The following is a 20,471-nucleotide window of genomic DNA, read 5'->3' as shown; positions in this document are numbered from 1 at the left end:
CCAGGCATCCGCATGCAATCGCTCAGAAGACGTTAATCCAGCGTGACATGATGTTTCATCACCCGGCGAAACAGCGCCAGACGCGCGCGCATAAAACGGTTTTCCACTTTGAAACCGGCCTGCTTGCGCAAACCCATGCGTAACAGCCGGTCCCGCCCGCGCACGCAGGCTGGCCAGCGTAGCGGCCCGGCGAGTTCATGACAGTCGTTACCGGCTAAACGGGCGAAGTTAGCCCAATAGTCGGCGACCTGTGCGGCAAATGCCCGATCGTTATCATTCGCATAATGGCGTACCGGCTCGGCAAGGTCGAGATTATCAAAAACATATGCCACTTCATTACCGTGCCATGCCCCATGGGGATAGGTCTGGTGCTCCGCTTCAGCAACATAGTCAAACCAGTAGCGCCAGCACGGTTGCCCTACCCGCTGCTGCGCCTGCATCACGACGTAGCCCAGGGTGGTAAAGGCCATGTCGCGGCACACTTCACGCCCCAGCGCTTCATCACCCTTCACGCCAGGGTAAAGCAGCTTAATTAAGCCAAGCCCGAACCGGCGTTCCCGGCGCAGTTTCGCGATTTGTCCGGCGATATCGACGCCAAATACCGTCATAACGCTGGCCTCATCACTGTTAGAGCCAATCATGACCGGCAGCGGATGTTGACGCCCGCGAAAAAAAGTCTCCAGCATCGGCTGCGGCAGGACGACGTCGCCAACGATTGGCGCCGGGCCGAGCGTGAGCGGCGCGGTTAACGGCCAGAACGCCTCCGCCGGAATTGCTCGTAGTTGTTCGGCGCTGGCCTGCGGCAAGGCGAAGTGTTCTGCGATCAGTTGCCCCTTTGCCAGCGCTTTTTCCCGCGGCAGATCCGGCAAGGTATAGCCGCTCTGGATTATCGCCTTGTGGAATAGCCCCCTGGATTTTGGCGAGACCATTAACGACAGCACGCTGCGGGCGCCTGCGGACTCGCCAAACAGCGTTACATTGGCGGCATCGCCGCCAAACGCATGAATATTCTCCTGAACCCACTGCAGGGCGGCGATCTGGTCAAGCAGCGCAAAATTATATATGCGCTCGCCCTCTTCCTCCTCCAGCGCCGGATGGGCAAAAAAGCCCAGGTGTCCGAGACGGTAGTTGACCGTTACCAGCACGACATCACGGGAAGCCAGCGCTTTGCCATCATACGGCGGCAGGCTCCCGGCGCCGATGGTATAACCGCCGCCATGCAGCCAGACCATCACCGGCAGCGGCTGCGCGCGTGACGCGGGCGACCAGACGTTGAGATAAAGACAATCCTCAGAAAAGCGCCCCGGATCGCCACCGCCAAGTTCACGGCAATATTCAATATCCTGCCAGCTGGCGGGGGAAAAGGTATCCGCCCGACGCACGCCCTGCCAGCGTGCGGCAGGCTGCGGCGCGCGCCAGCGAAGATCGCCGACCGGCGGCGCCGCATAGGGAATGCCGCGCCAGATATGCATGTTATCTTCAGCGGTACCGGATAATATGCCCTGCCGGGTTTTCACCAGCGGAGTGGACGAATTTTGCATGACCTGCTTGCTTCCTTTAACAACTCATGCCAGCAGAGTACTGATTTTACAGCAGACCGCAACGTCGTTTGCTGCGTTCTTCCGCCTGTTGATACAGAACAAACTCGTCGTACACCTGGCAACCCAACGCCGCCTCAAAAGTCTCGCGACTGGCGTTACCGTGACTGCGGGGCTGGCTGTCGCTGCCGAGATTCGACTGAAAAATACCGGCTGCGCTCACGGGTAAAAAGTCTTCATAAATAATCGGTTGCGCAATAACCCAGCCGCATTCGATCAACGGCTGCGGATCATCGCCCGGACGAAACGCCTGACGATGCGCTTCACCGATCGGGGTCAGGCGGTAGCGGAACCATGCCAGACCTTGCTGGCGCAGCAGAAATTCACTATCCGGGAATTGACTGAACGCTTCCTGCAGATGGCGCTGATGGTTTAGATTATCTTTACCCACCCCCGCCTCGCTAAGCAGCCGGTCATACAGCGCGCGCCCTTTTGGCGTCAGCGCAATACCGCGCTGCTCAATTTCGCCAAAGCGGGCGGTATGCGTACCGCTATGCTCTCCGGCAAACATTACCGGCTCATCAAGGGCTTTAAAACTGGTCTGGCGCAATAAAATCGGTACATCGCGGCGCGGCGGTCCTTCAATCAGCGCTTTCGGGGCGATGCCCCACTCAGGCATCAACGCCTGCACCCGGTCAATGTCCAGCGTGCGTGGCGTCAGATGATTAATGTGACAACCGGGGAAACAGACCACATCGGCAATCAGACGGTGCTCGGCGTGCAGGGCGCGATAGGTCTCTTCATCAACGGTGGCATGGCGATGCCAGCGAAAGGTTTCCAGCGCCTGTTCAACAAATTCATGCGCCTCCGCGACGCTGAACGCCCCCTTCTGCTCGTGAAGCGCGATCAGCTCACGACAACGAGGCGTAAAAATATCCCGACCTGCGAGGATTTGCGCCGCCCGGTTGCGCAGGGAGACGTTCGCGATTAACTCTAACCGCAGAAGCGAGGTAAAAAGGCGAAACGGATTGCGCGCCAGCGCCTCATCGTCTATCGGACGGAACGCGGTGGCGTGAACCGGGACTCCCGCCTGTGACAGATCGTAATAGCTAACGGGATACATCCCCATAATGGCAAACATACGGCGCAAGGTCGCCAGTTCCGCTGCCGTACCGACGCGGATCGCGCCATGACGTTCAACATTAAGGCGCGCCAGTTCATCGGCATTCGCCAGTTGTTCATGCAGCTTCGGGTTATTTTCCAGTACCGCAAGATTCACATCGGCAACCAGCTCCACTAACGTCCCGTACTGAGGAACTTCCTGCTGATACATCGCCGACATCGCCCGTGAAAAGCACTCCCGAATCTCATCAGCCGTGATGGTGTTCGCCATGATGTTATACCTCCAGTGAATTCTCCCTGGAGTGTAGAAAAGGTCCCCGCAATGAGTGGGAAGAATTTACAAACTGTGATGTCGATAGCTGACGGCCACTGCTGATCGGAATAATTCATAACCACTGGTTATGTTAAACACCCATTAATTTCACTTTAAATTAACAATATATTTACACACACTGCGTGTGGCGATATGACAACAACATGCCTCTCTACCGATAAGACGGAGTACCCTATGAACGAGAAATGGTCACCGCGCGAGGTTGTACATCGCGACTATAGCAGCCATCCCCCGGCTTACGCGCCGGGCTACAAAACCAGCGTTCTGCGCTCACCGCGCAATGCGCTGATCTCACTACAAAACTCACTCTCAGAAATCACCGGGCCGGTATTCAGCAGCGACGATCTCGGCGCGCTGGATAACGACCTGATCCTTAACTACGCCAAAGATGGCCTGCCCATTGGCGAACGTATTATCGTACACGGATACGTACAGGATGGTTTTGGCCGCCCACTGAAGAACACGCTGGTTGAAGTCTGGCAGGCCAACGCGGGTGGACGCTATCGGCATAAAAAAGATCAGTATCTGGCGCCTATCGATCCTAACTTTGGCGGCTGTGGCCGGGTGCTGACCGATGAAAACGGCTACTACTGTTTTCGCACCATCAAGCCAGGCCCTTATCCCTGGCGTAACCAGGTGAGCGACTGGCGTCCGGCGCATATTCACTTCTCGCTTTCCGGGGACGCCTGGGCGCAGCGGTTAATTACCCAAATGTATTTCGAAGGCGATCCGCTGATTAAACAGTGCCCCATTGTCAAAACCATCAATAATGATGATGCCATTCGGACATTAATCGCCGCACTGGACACCCATGCCGCCGTACCGCTGGATTGCCTGGCGTACCGTTTTGACCTCGTGCTGCGCGGTCATCGCGCGACGCTGTTTGAAAACCGCACTCAGGGGGCCGCCCGATGAAAAATTTTTTACCTGAAACCGCCTCGCAAACCGCAGGACCCTATGTACACATCGGTCTCGCACCGGAGGCCGCCGGATTTCATATTTTTGAAAAGAACTTCGGCCCGATCCTCACCACGCCGGGGACCGAAGGCGAACATATTACCCTTGAAGGCCGGGTGATTGATGGCTCCGGGACGCCGGTGCGCGATGTGCTGCTGGAGATCTGGCAGGCCAACGCCGCCGGGCGCTATAACCATCCCGACGATCGCCAGCAGAGCAAGAAACTGGATACCGAATTCCGCGGCTGGGGACGCAGTTGTTCCGACTTCACCAGCGGTATCTGGCGCTTTGAAACCATTAAACCGGGCTCCGTTGTCGGGCGCGATGGTCGTCTCATGGCCCCACACGTCAATCTATGGATAGTCGCACGGGGGATTAATATTGGTCTTAACACGCGGATGTACTTCTCCGACGAGGTCGATGCCAACCGGGCCGATCCGGTGCTGAATCTGATTGAATGGGAAGTGCGCCGTCAGACGTTAATCGCCCAGCGTGAGGTACGTGGCACTGAAATCGTTTATCGGTTCGATATTCATTTACAGGGGGAGAACGAAACCGTTTTCTTCGATATCTGAGTTTTCTCTTCCTTTGCCGCCCCTGCTGGCCGGGCGGCAATTTTACCCCGCTCAGCAAAATTCAGCTTGTAAAATAATAATATGAGATGTTAATAATACTTTGCTATTAAGTTAACAATTACAAACATTCGGACTTGCCACCGACACACCTCTGTTCTTAACATGAATTATGCAAAAAAATGGTCTTTTCAGTCAGCGCATTCGCTTGCGCCATTTACATACTTTCGTGGCCGTCGCTCAACAGGGAACCCTTGGGCGTGCGGCTGAAACCTTAAACCTTAGCCAACCGGCTTTATCCAAGACGTTGAATGAACTGGAGCAGTTGACCGGCACGCGTCTGTTTGAGCGCGGGCGGCTGGGCGCACAGCTCACGCTGGTTGGCGAACAGTTCCTCACCCATGCCGTTAAGGTGCTTGACGCCCTCAATAGCGCCGGGCAGGCGCTAAATCGTAAAGAAGGCCTTAATAGCGACATTGTGCGCATCGGCGCGCTCCCCACCGCCGCGCTGGGTATTTTGCCCTCGGTCATTGGCCAGTTTCATCGGCAGCAAAAAGATATCACGCTGCAGGTCGCGACCATGAACAACACCATGTTGCTGGCTGGGCTGAAATCGGGAGAAATCGATATTGGTATCGGACGGATGTCCGATCCGGAATTAATGAGTGGTTTGAACTACGAGCTGCTGTTTCTCGAATCACTGAAACTGGTAGTCCGCCCCGGACACCCACTACTGCAAGAAACCGTGACATTAAGCCGGGTCATGGAGTGGCCGGTAGTGGTGTCGCCAAAAGGCACATTGCCCCGCCAGAACGCCGAAACGCTACTGCAAAGCCAGGGATGTAAAATCCCTGCTGGCTGTATCGAAACACTGTCAGCCTCCCTGTCGCGCCAGCTGACGGTCGACTATGATTACGTGTGGTTTGTCCCCTCTGGTGCGGTTAAGGACGATCTTCGCCGTGGCCTGTTGGCTGCGCTGCCGATCCCCACGCAGGGAACGGGTGAACCTATCGGTATTTTGACCCGCGTAGACGCGACCCTTACCGCAGGCACTCAAACCTTACTTAGCGCCATTCGTAAATCAATGCCCGTCTGATGCGTCTTTTTCCGGTGCGCCAGATACACCTGGCGCGGCGCACACCACACCAGGTTTTCAGCGCAATGCCAGAGAAACCGTCCTCTGGCCGTTCACTGGCGAGAAAAATGACAAATACCCTCGTCTGACGGTGAACAGAACGACCGCTTAATCACAGGGGTGAAAACAAATGATGCGCCATTTTCACGAAAACCCGCCCAAAAGCGAACAGACTCCCCTTACGTTTTGCCGCTTTTTTTATGGCCGCAGCCCATGCCATTTACCTCGATAATCAATTAGTGCGGAATAATTCATTAACAATTGCGTAAATTTATTTAACAGATCTATCATATTCTCGATTTCACCAAATGATTCATTTGAAATCAATAATAGCAAAAATACCTGCTTTTATGACGGTTATTATGCCTTCATTCAAAGATCTTACTTCAAAAATTGATCCATATGGTTCATGCCTGTTCCGGCATGGTTAAGGAGAAAAAATGGCAACTGACAATGCGCCACGTGGGCTCCCTCGGATCCTGCAGTGGATTCTTGCCGGGCTGATGCTCATCATTGGCCTGGCAATCGGTATTCTCGGCGCAAAACTCATCGCTGTCGGCGGCACTTTCTATTTCGCGATAATGGGCCTGGCGATGGTTATCGCCTCGGTACTCATTTTCCGTCACCGCCGCAGCGGTCTCATACTCTATGCAATTGCGTTTATTGCATCGATCATCTGGGCGATCGGTGACGCTGGCTGGACCTACTGGCCGCTGTTCTCGCGCCTGTTTACCTTTGGCGTACTGGCCTGTCTTTCAGCGCTGCTCTGGCCTTTCCTTTCAGCCACGCCAGCGAAAAAAGGTCCGGCATTTAGCCTCGCGGCGGTGATCGCTATTGTGCTGTTGGCCAGCTTCGGCTGGATGTTCAAATCCCAGCCGCTGATCAGCGCCACTGAAGCGGTACCGGTAAAACCTGTCGCCGCTGGCGAAGAACAAAAAAACTGGGAGAACTGGGGCAACACCACCCACGGTGACCGTTTCGCCGCGCTTGACCAGATCAACAAACAGAACGTTAACCAGTTGAAGGTCGCGTGGATTGCCCATACCGGCGATATTCCACAGAGCAATGGCGCTGGGGCGGAGGATCAGAATACACCGCTACAGATTGGCGATACGCTTTACGTCTGCACCCCTTACAGTAAAGTACTGGCGCTGGACGTGGATAGCGGTAAAGAGAAATGGCGCTACGATTCAAAAGCCAGTTCTCCTAACTGGCAGCGCTGCCGTGGTTTAGGTTATTACGAAGATAGCCAGGCCCGGACGACGCCAGTCACCGACGCGCAACCTGCCGCCTGTACCCGTCGTCTGTTTCTGCCAACCATTGATGCCCGTCTGATCGCCATTAATGCCGACAATGGCCAACTATGCGACGACTTTGGCAACCACGGTACTGTCGATCTCAGCGTCGGTATGGGAGAAATCAAACCGGGTTACTATCAGCAAACCTCAACACCGCTGGTTGCAGGCCACTTAGTGGTGGTGGGCGGTCGCGTGGCGGATAACTTCTCCACCGGCGAGCCTCCGGGCGTCGTTCGCGCTTATGATGTACATACCGGTAAGCTGGCGTGGGCATGGGATCCGGGTAACCCGAATCTGACTGGCGAACCGCCAGCAGGCCAGACATATACTCGCGGGACACCTAACGTCTGGTCGGCGATGTCTTATGACGCGAAACTGAATCTGATTTATCTACCAACTGGTAACGCTACACCGGATTTCTTTGGCGGCGAACGTACCCCGCTCGACGATAAATACAGTTCATCTATCGTTGCCGTTGATGCGACCACTGGTCAGGTACGCTGGCATTACCAAACCACTCATCACGATCTGTGGGACTTCGACCTGCCGTCTCAACCTTTGCTGTACGATCTGCCTGACGGTAAAGGCGGCACGACGCCGGTGCTGGTTCAAACCAGCAAGCAGGGCATGATCTTTATGCTCAACCGGGTAACCGGTCAGCCCGTCGCGAAAGTGGAAGAACGCCCGGTTCCGGCTGGCAACATCAAAGGCGAACGCTACTCCCCGACCCAGCCCTACTCCGTCGGAATGCCAATGATCGGTAACGAAACGCTGACAGAATCGGATATGTGGGGCGCAACGCCAGTCGATCTGTTGCTGTGCCGTATTGAGTTTAAAGAGATGCGCCACCAGGGTATCTTTACGCCGCCGGGCGAAGATCGTTCTTTGCAGTATCCGGGCTCTTTAGGCGGCATGAACTGGGGAAGCGTGTCCGTTGACCCGAATAACAGCCTGATGTTCGTTAACGATATGCGCCTCGGTCTCGCCAACTATATGGTGCCACGCGCAAAAGTAGCGAAAAACGCCAGCGGTATTGAGATGGGTATTGTGCCAATGGACGGTACACCGTTCGGCGCGATGCGCCAGCGTTTCCTGTCGCCGTTGGGTATTCCTTGCCAGAAACCGCCCTTCGGCACCCTGTCGGCTGTCGATCTGAAAACCGGCAAACTGGTATGGCAGGTTCCGGTGGGCACCGTCGAAGACACTGGCCCGCTGGGGATCCGCATGCATATGCCCATCCCTATCGGTATGCCGACCCTGGGCGCGTCATTGGCAACCCAGTCCGGCCTGCTGTTCTTTGCTGGCACTCAGGATTTCTATCTGCGGGCATTTGATACCGCTAACGGGAAAGAGATCTGGAAAGCTCGTCTGCCGGTGGGAAGCCAGTCCGGGCCGATGACCTATGTGTCGCCAAAAACCGGCAAGCAGTATATCGTCATCAACGCCGGCGGCGCTCGCCAGTCACCGGATCGTGGCGATTACATCATCGCCTACGCGCTGCCGGATCGGAAGTGATACGGTTGAATAACCCGGGCATGCCCGGGTTATTGTTAGCGTCAGAAAGATCAATTCTCGCCGAAATGAATAACGGTACGAATTGATTTCCCCTGATACATCAGGTCGAAAGCCTCATTGATTTGGTCCAGCGGCATGCGGTGGGTAATAAACGGATCAAGACGAATTTTGCCCGCCATTGCCTCTTCCACCATCCCCGGTAACTGGGTACGCCCTTTAACGCCGCCGAACGCCGAACCACGCCAGACGCGCCCGGTAACCAGCTGAAACGGACGGGTTTTGATCTCCTGCCCGGCGCCAGCCACACCGATAATCACACTTTCCCCCCAACCTTTATGGCAGCACTCAAGCGCCGCGCGCATCACGTTAACGTTGCCAATGCATTCAAAGCTGAAGTCCACGCCGCCATCGGTCAGTTCAACAATCACGTCCTGAACCGGCTTATCGTAGTCGTTGGGGTTGATAAAGTCGGTCGCCCCCATCTCTTTAGCGAGAGTGAATTTTTCCGGGTTGGTATCGATCGCCAGAATACGTCCGGCTTTCGCCTGCACCGCGCCCTGGATCACCGCGAGGCCGATCCCGCCGAGACCGAAGACCGCCACGGTGTCGCCCTCTTTCACTTTCGCCGTATTGTGTACCGCGCCGATACCGGTGGTCACGCCGCAGCCCAGCAGACACACTTTATCCAGCGGCGCCTGCGGGTTCACTTTCGCCAGGGAAATTTCCGCACAGACGGTATATTCACTAAAGGTGCTGGTGCCCATATAGTGATAAATCGGCTCGCCGTTATAAGAGAAACGGGTGGTGCCGTCCGGCATCAGGCCTTTACCCTGAGTGGCGCGAACCGCCTGACAGAGGTTGGTTTTACCTGATTTGCAGAACTTGCACTCGCGACATTCGGCGGTATACAAAGGAATAACGTGGTCGCCTGCTTTCAGGCTGGTCACGCCCTCACCGACTTCAACCACAATACCGCCGCCTTCATGGCCGAGAACCGCCGGGAAAACGCCTTCGGGATCGTCGCCTGAAAGGGTGAAGGCATCGGTATGACAAACGCCAGTGTGGGTGATTTTGACCAGCACTTCGCCTTTTTTCGGCGGCGCGACGTCAATCTCAACAATTTTCAGCGGCTGGCCCGGGCCAAACGCGACGGCTGCACGTGATTTCATATCTCTCTTCCTCATGGTGATTTTATTTTAAATAGGATCGTAGCAGATGGCCGACTTCCGCCATTCTGGCGGCCCGCTGATCGGGCGTTGTTTCACCGCTGACCAGTTCATCTTTCAGGTGAATTTCAACCATTTCTCCCATCAGACCGTTAGCCGCGCCGCGAATAGAGGCAATCTGTTGCAGAATGGTCATGCAGGGTTCTCCGGACGCCAGCGCCCGTTCGAGCGCTTCGACCTGGCCGCGGATGCGCCGTACCCGGCTGAGGGCGCGCTTTTTATCTTCAGGTGAATGTGGCATGATTACGCCCTCCATATTATATAGGGGGGTATACTATATTGATTCGTATAAAGAGGCAAATTAACTCGCCGTTTTAACCGTAGCATAGCGATGAGAATTTGCGTTTAACTGAGGTGAAGGATCATCGATTCGCCGCGTAAATCTGCTCAGCCAGACGAAACAAAATGTCCCGGAGCAATTTTGAACAGCGCTTGTGCTGGCCCTGGAAGGGCGAGTCCCTCATCACGAGTCGCGCCCGCTCCGCCAGATGACGCGGGAGTTGAGCGGACTGCGCAGCGGCAGGTTTTCAGCGCAATTAGCGTTTGCGGGGCATCATCCGCAGCAGCGTGTTGTCTTTCCATAAATAGTGGTGCATCAGCGCTGCCAGCGCATGCAGGCCAATAATAAAGTAACCTGTATTGGCCAGCAGCTCATGCCACCCTTTCAGCGTATCCACCAGCTCAAAGTCGCTTTCCGCCGCATGCGGCATAGTCAGACCAAAAGCAAACCAGGGATGACCGCGATAATACATCATCACCATGCCAATCACCGGCAGCCCAATGAACAGCAGATAGATAATCAGATGACCGAGGTGAGCAAAGCCCGTCATCATTGGTGACGGTTTGGGTACAATCGGCGGTGCCGGAAATTTCAGTCGCACTAACAAGCGCGCCACCATCAGAACAAAGATAGCGATCCCGCATGAGACATGAAGCATATTAATGGCTGGCCGTGCGCTACGTGGAAAAAAGCCCCGCAGTTCCATCGCGGCATAAGCAACGATCACGAATAGAAAGACCAGCCAGTGGATACCAATCTGTATGCCGGAGTATTTATCGCGCATGGAAAAACCCTTTAAAGACGCTGTGATGCCGTCAACATAGCCACCTTTTATTAAAAAATCATTAACGTTTACGTACTTATAAAAAACAATACCCCATAGACACCTCTGCCGGGGCGTACTGGCGTTATCGGCGAAGGCAATTAACCGTCCGACCACTCGCAGGTAAATCGTCCTTTACATACGACAAAAAAGTGTGATGTTGATCAAACACAAAAAAATAACCGACGCAGAGGAGTATTTGTATTACGTCCGTTACCGGGGTATGCCCTGAGTGTTATTGCGCGGATTTTTCGATACCAAAGCATTAAGAGGAGAAGTAACCATGGTCACTTACGATCGTAACCGCAATCCCATTACCAACGGAAGCCAGGTGATGATTAATGGGACAGGTAAGACAGGTAGAATTATTGCCATACATTCCAATGGGTTAACTCCAGCCCAATTACGTCGCAACAAAACTGTTGAAGTCGAAGGCAATGAAGGCAAGTTCGAACCTGTCGAACTGATCCGCCTGGGGTTCCACTAAGAACGTGAATATTGCTGCGGCGCCGACTGACAACACTCTGGAAAATCAGAGGTTCGGCAAACGGCGCCGGGAAGGCGCTCTCCTGTAACGAACAGGAGAATAATGCGCAAAAACGGGTCAATTTCAGCCAGTTGGCCCGATTATTTAGCCTGCAATTCTCTGCGGATAATTTCTGCGCCGGCCGTTAACGCATCGAGCTTACCTCTGGCTACCCGACGAGATAACGGAGCCATTCCGCAGTTAGTTGAAGGATAGAGCTTATCGGCATCAACAAACTGAAGTGCTTTACGTAACGTCGCGGCGACCTCTTCCGCTGTTTCTATGGTATTGGTTGCCACGTCAATGGCCCCAACCATCACTTTTTTGCCACGAATCAGTTCAAGCAGGTCCATTGGCACATGCGAGTTATGGCACTCCAGTGAAATGATATCGATCGCGGAGGTTTGCAGTTTAGGAAACGCTTCTTCATATTGTCGCCACTCCGATCCCAACGTTTTTTTCCAGTCGGTATTGGCCTTAATGCCATAGCCATAACAGATATGAACGGCGGTTTCGCATTTAAGCCCTTCGATGGCTTTTTCTAACGCGGCGATTCCCCACTCATTCACTTCATCAAAAAAAACATTAAAGGCAGGCTCATCAAACTGAATAATATCGACGCCGGCAGCTTCCAGTTCTTTCGCTTCCTGGTTGAGAATTTTTGCGAATTCCCAGGCCAGTTTTTCACGGCTTTTATAGTGGCTATCATAGAGCGTATCGACCATCGTCATTGGTCCCGGCAGCGCCCACTTAATCGGCTTTTTAGTGAGCTGCCGTAGAAACCTGGCATCTTCAACAAAAACAGGTTTCTGGCGCTCAACGGCCCCCACCACCGTCGGTACGCTCGCATCATAGCGATCGCGAATTTTAACCACCTGACGTTTCTCAAAATCGACACCGCTGAGGTGCTCAATAAAGGTTGTGACAAAGTGCTGACGCGTTTGTTCGCCGTCGCTGACGATATCAATACCGGCACGGAGTTGATCGTACAGGGCCAGACTCAGCGCATCTTTTTTCCCCTCAACTAACTCTTCGTTTTGTAATTTCCAGGGGGACCAGAGCGTCTCAGGTTGTGCAAGCCAGGAAGGCTTCGGTAAACTACCGGCAGTCGAAGTGGGTAACAACGTTTTCATCGTAAATCGCCTTATTTGTTCGGTTAATTAAAGAGCATAGTGAGCAAACCATTGCTCAAACATATTTTTATACGGCTTGATAAAGTGCTCTTCAGTAAACTTACCCTGTTCAATAGCTAACTGAGTACGCTCTTCCCGGTCATAAACAATTTTTGTTAATGAGTGATCCTGATGATTCAGATCAGGTTGATAGCATTGTCCCGCGGCAGAATTCGCATTATAAATTTCAGGCCGGTAGATTTTCTGGAATGTCTCCATAGTGCTGATAGTACTGATAAGTTCAAGATCAGTGTAATCAGTCAGTAAATCGGCATCAGCGGCAAAATAAAATGCCAGGGGCGCAACGCTGTTTTTGGGCATAAAATAACGCACCCGCAGACCCATTTTATTGAAGTACTGTTCGGTCAAAGACGAACCATCTGGCTGATATTCAATACCGAGCACAGGATGCTCATTCCCCGTCCGTTGATAAACATCTTTGCTTGATACGCTAAGGCAAATCACCGGCTGTTTTTGGAAATTATCTTTGTACTCTTTCGAGTTAACAAAATGCTTGAAGATATTTCCGTGTACGTCGCCAAAGTTATCCGGGATGCTAAAGCTGGATTGGTTTTTATTATGCTGCAATAATAATACGCTAAAATCGTAATCCCGGACATATGAAGAGAAGTTATTCCCGACAATGCCTGCAATACGTTTATCGGTCTTGTGGTCAACAATAGCGGTTTCCAGTATTTCAATTACTGGAAAGGTATCACCGTTAGCTGCAATCTGCATATCAACAGAAATGATTTCCAGCGCGATGGAATAACGGTCGGCTTTGGGGTTATCCCAGTACGCCAGCGTATTGAAGCGATTGTTCATCATCACTAATGTGTTGCGCAGGTTCTGTTGACGATTGTCACCTCTGGCCAAATTCGCAAAGTTGGTCGTAATACGCGTATTCGCCGAAGGGTTATAGTTTTCATCGAAAAGTGTGCGCTTAACAGTAAATGTAAAATCTTGATTCATCGCGAACTTGCATCCTGAGTTCTGTTATGAAAACTGCGTTTTTTGTTGATTTCCCAGCACTAACTGGTTACGCATACCGCAGCTTTCATGTTGCCAGTAAGTTAATATTGCATATTTTATGCCAGAACCAGCGGCTGAGTGAAAGCGAGTTAATTTCATTACAACATGAGCCATATTCATGATCGAAGAGACGGCCGGGTCATGCGCTATTGTCTCCCCTCTTGTTCATCCGGAACTGGGCGAAATCCCCGGATCTGCTGCGGGTCTGTCCGGAAGAGGACAGGAATATCATGATTACGTTACATGCGCACTACCGGGAAACGGGCAAAAAAAACCGCCATATATCTGGCGGTAAATGAATGCTTGCATGGATATACCCGTCATACTTCAAGTTGCATGTGCGTAGGCTTTCCTCGTTTACCCCAGTCACGTACTGGAGTACGCTCCCGGGGATTCACTGCGTCGCCGCCTTCCTGCAACTCGAATAATTTAGGGTATAGATCGTATTATGCATTTTTATAGTCAGGGTGTAAGGCACCCTGCTTACGTCTCTTCGTCACGCTACCACAAACGACTTCAATGAAAGCTAAACAGCGCTGGTGCTCAAAGTTTCTCTGCCAGCGCTTTAAGCTGCGCAATTAACGCTTTTTTTTCCCCGTCGTCGCCTGACGTATGAGGCCAGGTTGACTGGCGGATAATCAAGCGCGCGGGCAGCAATTCACGAATTTTCATCTGCGGCGCGGCCATTAGCTGAATCAGTAACTCAACCGCCCGTTTACCCAACAGGTTAAAATCCTGAGCGACGGTGGTTAACGGCGGCTGGAAGTACAGGCTGTCGGCCGTATCGTCATAGCCAGTGACTGAAATCGCCTGGCTTCCGGTGCGATTAAGCTGCGCCAGGGCACTAAGTACACCGAGCGCCATCTGGTCATTAGCCACTACGATCGCCGTAATCCGCGGGTGCCGATGCAGCAGCTCAAAGGTCTTATTCCAGCCGCTGGCGGCGCTCCAGTCGCCAAATACCGTCACCGCATTGCTGACTCCCAGCCGGTGCAGCGCCTCGCGCCAGCTGCTTAACCGCATGCGCGCGGAGACGGAACTCTCCGGCCCTGCAAGCAGGCCGAACTCACGGTGCCCCGCGTCCCAAAGATGGCGCACGCAGGCGCCGCAACCGTCGCGGTGATCGAAACGTACACAGCACACATCGGTCTCCGGCGACACATCCAGAAACAGGCAGGCAATGTCGGGATTCTCCTCCACAAGTTGCTCCGCAAGCGTACTTTCTAATGGCAAACTGATAATCGCCCCGCGAATATTCTGGGCGCGAAACTCATTTAGCCTGGCCTGCAGGGAGGGAGCGTTGACCTGCGCTGGCATCGCGATAGAGACCTCCAGTTGGTGCGCACCGGCATGACTTTTTACCGCCGCCGCAATTTGTGAAGGCGCATGCAGCGTTAGCGAGGCAGTAATCAGCCCAATTGATGACGCGGATTTGCCAGCCAGTAATTGTGCTGAACGGTTCGGCACATAGTGCAGCGCCTGCATGGCGCGCATCACTTTATCGCGAGTACGCTCGGAAACCACGTCCGGATTATTCAGTACCCGGGAAACCGTCTGCTGAGAAACACCCGCCTCGCGGGCCACATCTTCTAACCTTGCCAAACGCCGCGGCATCATACGCTCCTTCTGTCAGAAAACCTCAATGTCTTACGCTAACATTTTATGTTTAGAAAACGACAAAAATCCGCCATTTTACTCACGTTTCGTGATCGAAAGTGGGTTTCATTTTCACCAATATTGCGGGAAAAAGGAAAATACCTGATAACCGGATCATCATTGTCTAGCGAACGACATTTTTATCAAAAATTCGTCAGGTATACGTATGCAACAACTCGATTCCATCTCCGCTACGAGCGCAAAGTTTCATCAAGTGCTCGCCCGGGAAGACTGGCAAAACCAGACTATCACTCATCTTAATCGCCTGCCGGCCCACCCGACCTTTTCCAGCTGGCGCGATACCGGCGCGGCACGGGAAAACCAGCCTTCGCTCAATCGCCGCCAGCTTGATGGTCAGTGGCAGTTTTCTTACGCCCGCAGCCCGTTTGACGTCGATGCCTGCTGGCTGGAAAGGGATTTGCCGGACAGCCGCAGTACGCCGGTCCCGTCTAACTGGCAAATGGAAGGCTATGACGCCCCTATCTATACCAATGTCCGTTACCCTATCGACACAACGCCGCCGCGCGTGCCAGAGGAGAACCCGACCGGCTGCTATTCGCTGATATTTCGCGTCGACGAAGGCTGGCGGACCGACGGCCAGACGCAAATTATCTTCGACGGCGTCAACTCCGCGTTCCACCTGTGGTGTAACGGCGAATGGGTCGGTTACTCGCAGGACAGTCGTCTGCCTGCGGCCTTCGATCTCACGCCATACCTTCAGGCAGGCGATAACCGCCTTTGTGTGATGGTGATGCGCTGGAGCGCGGGAAGCTGGCTGGAAGATCAGGATATGTGGCGTATGAGCGGGATCTTCCGGTCGGTCTGGCTGTTGAATAAACCGTCGTTACATCTCAGCGATGTGCAGCTCACGCCACGCCTGGATGCACTCTATCGCGATGCCGATCTGCTGGTGAATGTAAGCGTCGCCGCACCGGCATCGCAACTGGACGAACTGACGGTGAAAGTAGAGCTCTGGGATAACGCGCACCGTGTCGCCAGTCACCAGCAGACACCAGGATCGCCGATAATTGATGAGCGTGGAAACTATGCTGAACGCGCGACGATTCACCTGCCGGTAGAACGCCCGGCGCTGTGGAGCGCGGAAACGCCGAACTGCTACCGCGCGGTTGTGTCCCTGTGGCGTGGAGATCATCTGCTTGAAGCCGAAGCCTGGGATATCGGTTTTCGCCGGGTGGAAATCAAAGACGGCCTGCTGCTGCTGAACGGTAAACCGCTGCTGATCCGCGGCGTCAACCGCCACGAACATCACCACCAGCGCGGGCAGGTGGTGAATGAAGAGGATATGGTGCAGGACATTCTGCTGATGAAGCAGAACAACTTCAATGCGGTGCGCTGCTCCCACTACCCTAACGCCTCGCGCTGGTACGAACTGTGCGACCATTACGGGCTGTATGTCGTTGACGAGGCCAATATTGAAACCCACGGCATGGTGCCAATGAATCGTCTTTCCGACGATCCAGCCTGGCTACCGGCCTTCAGCGCGCGCGTCAGCCGGATGCTGCAAAGCAACCGCAACCATCCGTCGATTATTATCTGGTCGCTGGGAAATGAGTCCGGTGGCGGCGGCAACCATGAAGCGATGTATCACTGGCTGAAGCGCAACGATCCCTCCCGTCCGGTGCAGTATGAAGGCGGCGGCGCCGACAGCACGACAACCGATATTATCTGCCCAATGTACGCCCGCGTCGAACGCGACCAGCGCATTCCCGAAGTGCCGAAATGGGGGATCAAGAAGTGGATCGGTTTGCCAGGCGAGCAGCGCCCGCTGATCCTCTGCGAATATGCCCATGCGATGGGGAACAGCCTGGGCAACTTTGCAGATTACTGGCAGGCGTTTCGCGACTATCCGCGCCTGCAGGGCGGTTTTATCTGGGACTGGGCCGATCAGGCCATCAGTAAAACGTTTGATGACGGCCGAGTTGGCTGGGCCTACGGCGGTGATTTTGGCGATAAACCCAACGATCGCCAGTTCTGCATGAACGGGCTGGTTTTCCCCGATCGCCGCCCGCACCCATCATTAATTGAAGCCAAACACGCACAGCAGTTTTTCCAGTTCTCCCTGCTGGCGCAAAGTCCACTGCGTATCAGCATCTGCAGCGAATATCTGTTCCGCGCCACCGATAACGAACTGCTGCGCTGGCAGGTGCAAGCAGCGGGCGAAACCTTTGCGCAGGGGAGCGTCAGGCTTGCGCTTGCGCCGGAAGGACGCAACGAACTGACGCTGTGCGAGAATTTGCCGCTACCCGCCGGTGCTGAACAGGTGTGGCTGACGCTGGAAGTTATCCAGCCGCAGGCCACCGCCTGGTCCGCTGCCGGGCATCGCGTCGCCTGGCAGCAATTTCCGCTCGCCGCTCCGTTAGTTGTTCACGCACCGGCTCCCGCCGGTACTGCGCCCGCGCTGGAATGTAGCGATAACGCCTGGACCGTACGCTGCGGCGCGCAGCACTGGGTTATCGACAAACAAAGCGGTTTGTTAACCCACTGGCGGGTGGACGGTGTGCAACAACTGCTGACGCCATTGCGCGACCAGTTTGTGCGCGCGCCGCTGGATAATGATATTGGCGTCAGCGAAGTGGAACGTATCGATCCTGATGCCTGGGTGGAACGCTGGAAAAGCGCGGATCTCTACAACCTTAGCCCGCGCTGCGTGCAGTGTGAGGCTCAGCGCCTGAACCATGAGGTGGTGATTGATTGCCGCTGGCACTATCTACGCGGCGACGAGGTGGCGATCGTCAGCCACTGGCGGATGACGTTCGATGCCGCGGGTAAGCTGCACCTGGCGATCGAGGGCGAACGCGCCGGAACCCTGCCGCCGCTGCCGCGCATCGGACTCAATTTCCAGGTTCCTGATCAGCGTAAACCGGTCTCCTGGCTTGGCTACGGCCCGCACGAAAACTACCCGGACCGCCGCAGCAGCGCCTGTTTCTCCCGCTGGGAGTTGCCGCTGGAGGAGATGACCACGCCCTATATTTTCCCGACGGAAAATGGCCTGCGCTGTGACAACAAAGCGCTGGACTGGGGACACTGGCACGTGGCGGGTAATTTCCACTTCTCTGTACAACCCTACAGCACCCGGCAGCTAATGGACACTGACCACTGGCACTGGATGAAACCGGAAAACGGCGTCTGGATCACTCTTGATGGCCAGCATATGGGTATCGGCGGCGATGACTCCTGGACTCCCAGCGTACTCCCGCAATGGCTGCTGCTGGAGACGCACTGGCACTATCAGCTAACGATTTATTTCCAATAATAAGCGGGGAATATAAGAGCCTATCCCACCAGGCGTTATTGGCGCAGACAGTTTGAACACGGCCAGCGCGGATGAACCGGAGCGTACACGCAGTACGTGAGGATTCTGAACACTGCCCAGGTTCAAAATGACAAGCAAAATAGCCTTAATGGGATAGGCTATAAATCCCTATAATAAACAGATACATAATGTCACTCGGCTCTCATCGCGGCCGCAGGCGAATCAAAAGACGCCGTTTACAACGGTGCCGTAGGGCTAAGGTCCAGGGATGGGCCGGTAATTGGCGTAGCCAATGAAGAGACAACCTGAATGACAACGTATCATAATATGGACTATTCACAATGAAACTCTCTGAACTCGCACCACGGGAACGGCATAACTTTATCTATTTTATGCTGTTCTTTTTCTTCTACTATTTCATTATGTCGGCCTACTTCCCCTTCTTTCCGGTGTGGCTGGCGGAAGTGAACCACTTAACCAAAACTGAAACGGGGATTGTTTTTTCCTCTATTTCGTTATTCGCTATCATCTTCCAGCCTATTTTTGGTCTGGTTTCCGATAAGCTTGGGCTGCGCAAGCATCTGTTGTGGACTATCGCCATTTTATTAATGCTGTTTGCCCCTTTCTTTATTTTTGTCTTCTCGCCGCTATTGCAGATCAATATTATTGCAGGTGCCCTGGTGGGCGGGATCTATCTGGGAATTGTCTTCTCCAGCGGTTCCGGGGCTGTAGAAGCCTATATCGAACGCGTCAGTCGCGCTAACCGCTTTGAATATGGCAAAGTCCGTGTCTCCGGCTGTGTCGGCTGGGCCCTGTGCGCCTCGATCACCGGTATTCTGTTTGGGATTGACCCCAATATCACCTTCTGGATCGCCTCCGGTTTTGCCCTGATCCTCGGCGTACTGCTGTGGGTATCGAAGCCGGAGAGCAGCAATAGCGCTGAAGTTATCGATGCGCTTGGCGCTAACCGCAAGGCTTTTTCGATGCGCACCGCCGCTGAACTGCTGCGCATGCCGCGTTTCTGGGGCTTTATCATTTACGTGGTCGGCGTTGCCAGCGTGTATGACGTTTTCGACCAGCAGTTCGCTAATTTTTTCAAAGGATTCTTTTCCAGCCCGCAACGTGGAACCGAAGTTTTTGGCTTCGTCACCACTGGCGGAGAATTGCTCAATGCGCTGATTATGTTCTGCGCCCCGGCTATCGTTAACCGAATCGGCGCCAAGAACGCCCTGCTGACCGCAGGATTAATTATGTCCGTGCGTATTCTGGGGTCGTCTTTTGCCAGCTCGGCGGTGGAAGTGGTTATCCTGAAAATGCTGCATATGTTTGAAGTACCGTTCCTGCTGGTCGGCACCTTTAAGTATATCGCCTCTGCGTTTAATCCAAAGCTTTCGGCAACGCTATTCCTGATTGGTTTTAATTTGTCGAAACAGCTTTCGGGGGTTGTGCTCTCGGCATGGGTTGGACGGATGTATGATACCGTCGGTTTCCATCAGGCTTATCTGATTCTGGGCTGTATTACGCTGAGCTTTACCATTATTTCACTGTTTACCCTAAAAGGGAGCAAAACGCTGCTTACGGCAACAGCGTAAAATAATACCGCCGCGGGCAGTTGCCTGCGGCTTTTCACATTTGCAGGCTGACAAAGATGATAAGGTGTGCAGGCATGCAGCGCCGATCCAGCCTGAAGAATATCGGGCCATCTGTTTTTTTATGATCTTTTCTGCCAGATATTTCGCCAATACGGCTTAACAGAAGAATTTTTTCATGCCACGAGTCAATGCCACTCTTTTAAGCTTATCCGTGTTCTCATGACTCTCGTTGAAAACGCCAAAGAAATAGCGTTCATTGTCAATGGTTTGCGACACGATCCTGTAGTTTAGCGGCTGACCGGACTTCGCGCCGTATTGCGCGGGGGTAACGGAAACCTCTGTCGCGTTATCGGCAACGCTGACCATCAGACCGTCGCCTTTTCCACCTACCAGCATCACCTTAATTAGCGAGTGCACCA

The 20,471-nt window shown here is 53.8% G+C and carries 16 protein-coding genes; 7 read left to right on the top strand and 9 right to left on the bottom strand.

Translation table 11 applies throughout. From position 1 onward, the window contains the following. Window positions 1-32: 32 nt before the first annotated feature. Both FE839_RS18305 and hglS read right to left on the bottom strand, forming a co-directional pair. The gene (locus tag FE839_RS18305) at window positions 33-1,541 is read right to left on the bottom strand and encodes a carboxylesterase/lipase family protein (protein WP_138362209.1); all 1,509 of its coding nucleotides are present in this window, start codon (window positions 1,539-1,541) and stop codon (window positions 33-35) included. A 46-nt stretch (window positions 1,542-1,587) separates the two neighbouring features. After that, window positions 1,588-2,931, bottom strand: a complete 1,344-nt coding sequence (gene hglS / locus FE839_RS18300; protein ID WP_138362208.1) for a 2-oxoadipate dioxygenase/decarboxylase HglS — start codon at window positions 2,929-2,931, stop codon at window positions 1,588-1,590. A 237-nt stretch (window positions 2,932-3,168) separates the two neighbouring features. On the opposite strand from hglS, the gene pcaH reads away from it, so the two are divergent. From pcaH to FE839_RS18280, 4 genes are all read left to right on the top strand, one after another. Next, window positions 3,169-3,909 (top strand): protocatechuate 3,4-dioxygenase subunit beta, encoded by a 741-nt coding sequence (gene pcaH, locus FE839_RS18295; RefSeq protein ID WP_138362207.1) that lies wholly within the window; start codon window positions 3,169-3,171, stop codon window positions 3,907-3,909. Further along, window positions 3,906-4,526: a protocatechuate 3,4-dioxygenase subunit alpha gene (gene pcaG, locus FE839_RS18290; protein WP_138362206.1), complete on the top strand. Its 621-nt coding sequence runs from the start codon at window positions 3,906-3,908 to the stop codon at window positions 4,524-4,526. Before pcaH ends, pcaG begins: the two co-directional genes overlap by 4 nt. Before the next feature lie 169 nt (window positions 4,527-4,695). Beyond that, window positions 4,696-5,619 carry a LysR substrate-binding domain-containing protein gene (locus FE839_RS18285; protein WP_138362205.1) on the top strand — a complete coding sequence of 308 codons (924 nt, stop codon included), beginning with the start codon at window positions 4,696-4,698 and terminating at the stop codon, window positions 5,617-5,619. A gap of 479 nt (window positions 5,620-6,098) precedes the next feature. Then, the gene (locus tag FE839_RS18280; protein WP_138362204.1) at window positions 6,099-8,471 is read left to right on the top strand and encodes a glucose/quinate/shikimate family membrane-bound PQQ-dependent dehydrogenase; all 2,373 of its coding nucleotides are present in this window, start codon (window positions 6,099-6,101) and stop codon (window positions 8,469-8,471) included. Window positions 8,472-8,521: 50 nt separating this feature from the next. On the opposite strand, the gene FE839_RS18275 is transcribed toward FE839_RS18280, so the two are convergent. The 3 genes from FE839_RS18275 to cybB form a co-directional block, all read right to left on the bottom strand. Continuing rightward, window positions 8,522-9,640, bottom strand: a complete 1,119-nt coding sequence (locus tag FE839_RS18275) for an S-(hydroxymethyl)glutathione dehydrogenase/class III alcohol dehydrogenase (RefSeq protein WP_138362203.1) — start codon at window positions 9,638-9,640, stop codon at window positions 8,522-8,524. Window positions 9,641-9,662: 22 nt separating this feature from the next. After that, on the bottom strand, window positions 9,663-9,938 hold the full coding sequence (locus tag FE839_RS18270; RefSeq protein WP_138362202.1) for a metal/formaldehyde-sensitive transcriptional repressor: 276 nt from the start codon (window positions 9,936-9,938) through the stop codon (window positions 9,663-9,665). A gap of 295 nt (window positions 9,939-10,233) precedes the next feature. Continuing rightward, the gene (gene cybB, locus FE839_RS18265; RefSeq protein ID WP_138362201.1) at window positions 10,234-10,761 is read right to left on the bottom strand and encodes a cytochrome b561; all 528 of its coding nucleotides are present in this window, start codon (window positions 10,759-10,761) and stop codon (window positions 10,234-10,236) included. Between the two features lie 322 nt (window positions 10,762-11,083). On the opposite strand from cybB, the gene ydfZ reads away from it, so the two are divergent. Further along, on the top strand, window positions 11,084-11,287 hold the full coding sequence (ydfZ, locus tag FE839_RS18260; protein WP_138362200.1) for a putative selenium delivery protein YdfZ: 204 nt from the start codon (window positions 11,084-11,086) through the stop codon (window positions 11,285-11,287). 140 nt (window positions 11,288-11,427) lie between these two features. On the opposite strand, the gene FE839_RS18255 is transcribed toward ydfZ, so the two are convergent. The 3 genes from FE839_RS18255 to FE839_RS18245 all read right to left on the bottom strand — a co-directional run bounded on the left by FE839_RS18255 (window position 11,428) and on the right by FE839_RS18245 (window position 15,144). Then, window positions 11,428-12,459 carry a methionine synthase gene (locus FE839_RS18255; RefSeq protein WP_138362199.1) on the bottom strand — a complete coding sequence of 344 codons (1,032 nt, stop codon included), beginning with the start codon at window positions 12,457-12,459 and terminating at the stop codon, window positions 11,428-11,430. A 27-nt stretch (window positions 12,460-12,486) separates the two neighbouring features. Further along, window positions 12,487-13,470 (bottom strand): DUF1852 domain-containing protein, encoded by a 984-nt coding sequence (locus FE839_RS18250; RefSeq protein WP_138362198.1) that lies wholly within the window; start codon window positions 13,468-13,470, stop codon window positions 12,487-12,489. Between the two features lie 603 nt (window positions 13,471-14,073). Beyond that, the gene (locus FE839_RS18245; RefSeq protein ID WP_138362388.1) at window positions 14,074-15,144 is read right to left on the bottom strand and encodes a LacI family DNA-binding transcriptional regulator; all 1,071 of its coding nucleotides are present in this window, start codon (window positions 15,142-15,144) and stop codon (window positions 14,074-14,076) included. A gap of 208 nt (window positions 15,145-15,352) precedes the next feature. Here FE839_RS18245 and FE839_RS18240 point away from each other — a divergent pair, with 208 nt between their 5' ends. Beyond that, window positions 15,353-18,460, top strand: coding sequence for a beta-galactosidase (locus FE839_RS18240; RefSeq protein ID WP_138362197.1), 3,108 nt, complete (start codon window positions 15,353-15,355; stop codon window positions 18,458-18,460). Between the two features lie 341 nt (window positions 18,461-18,801). Continuing rightward, window positions 18,802-20,052 carry an MFS transporter gene (locus FE839_RS18235; RefSeq protein WP_138362196.1) on the top strand — a complete coding sequence of 417 codons (1,251 nt, stop codon included), beginning with the start codon at window positions 18,802-18,804 and terminating at the stop codon, window positions 20,050-20,052. Between the two features lie 156 nt (window positions 20,053-20,208). Here the strand turns inward: FE839_RS18235 and FE839_RS18230 are convergent, their stop codons facing one another. Then, window positions 20,209-20,469 carry a hypothetical protein gene (locus tag FE839_RS18230; protein ID WP_171034922.1) on the bottom strand — a complete coding sequence of 87 codons (261 nt, stop codon included), beginning with the start codon at window positions 20,467-20,469 and terminating at the stop codon, window positions 20,209-20,211. Between the last annotated feature and the right edge of the window lie 2 nt (window positions 20,470-20,471).

This window comes from Klebsiella indica (assembly GCF_005860775.1).
Taxonomy (GTDB): Bacteria; Pseudomonadota; Gammaproteobacteria; order Enterobacterales; family Enterobacteriaceae; genus Klebsiella; species Klebsiella indica.
This window is presented reverse-complemented; position numbering and strand designations above follow the sequence as displayed.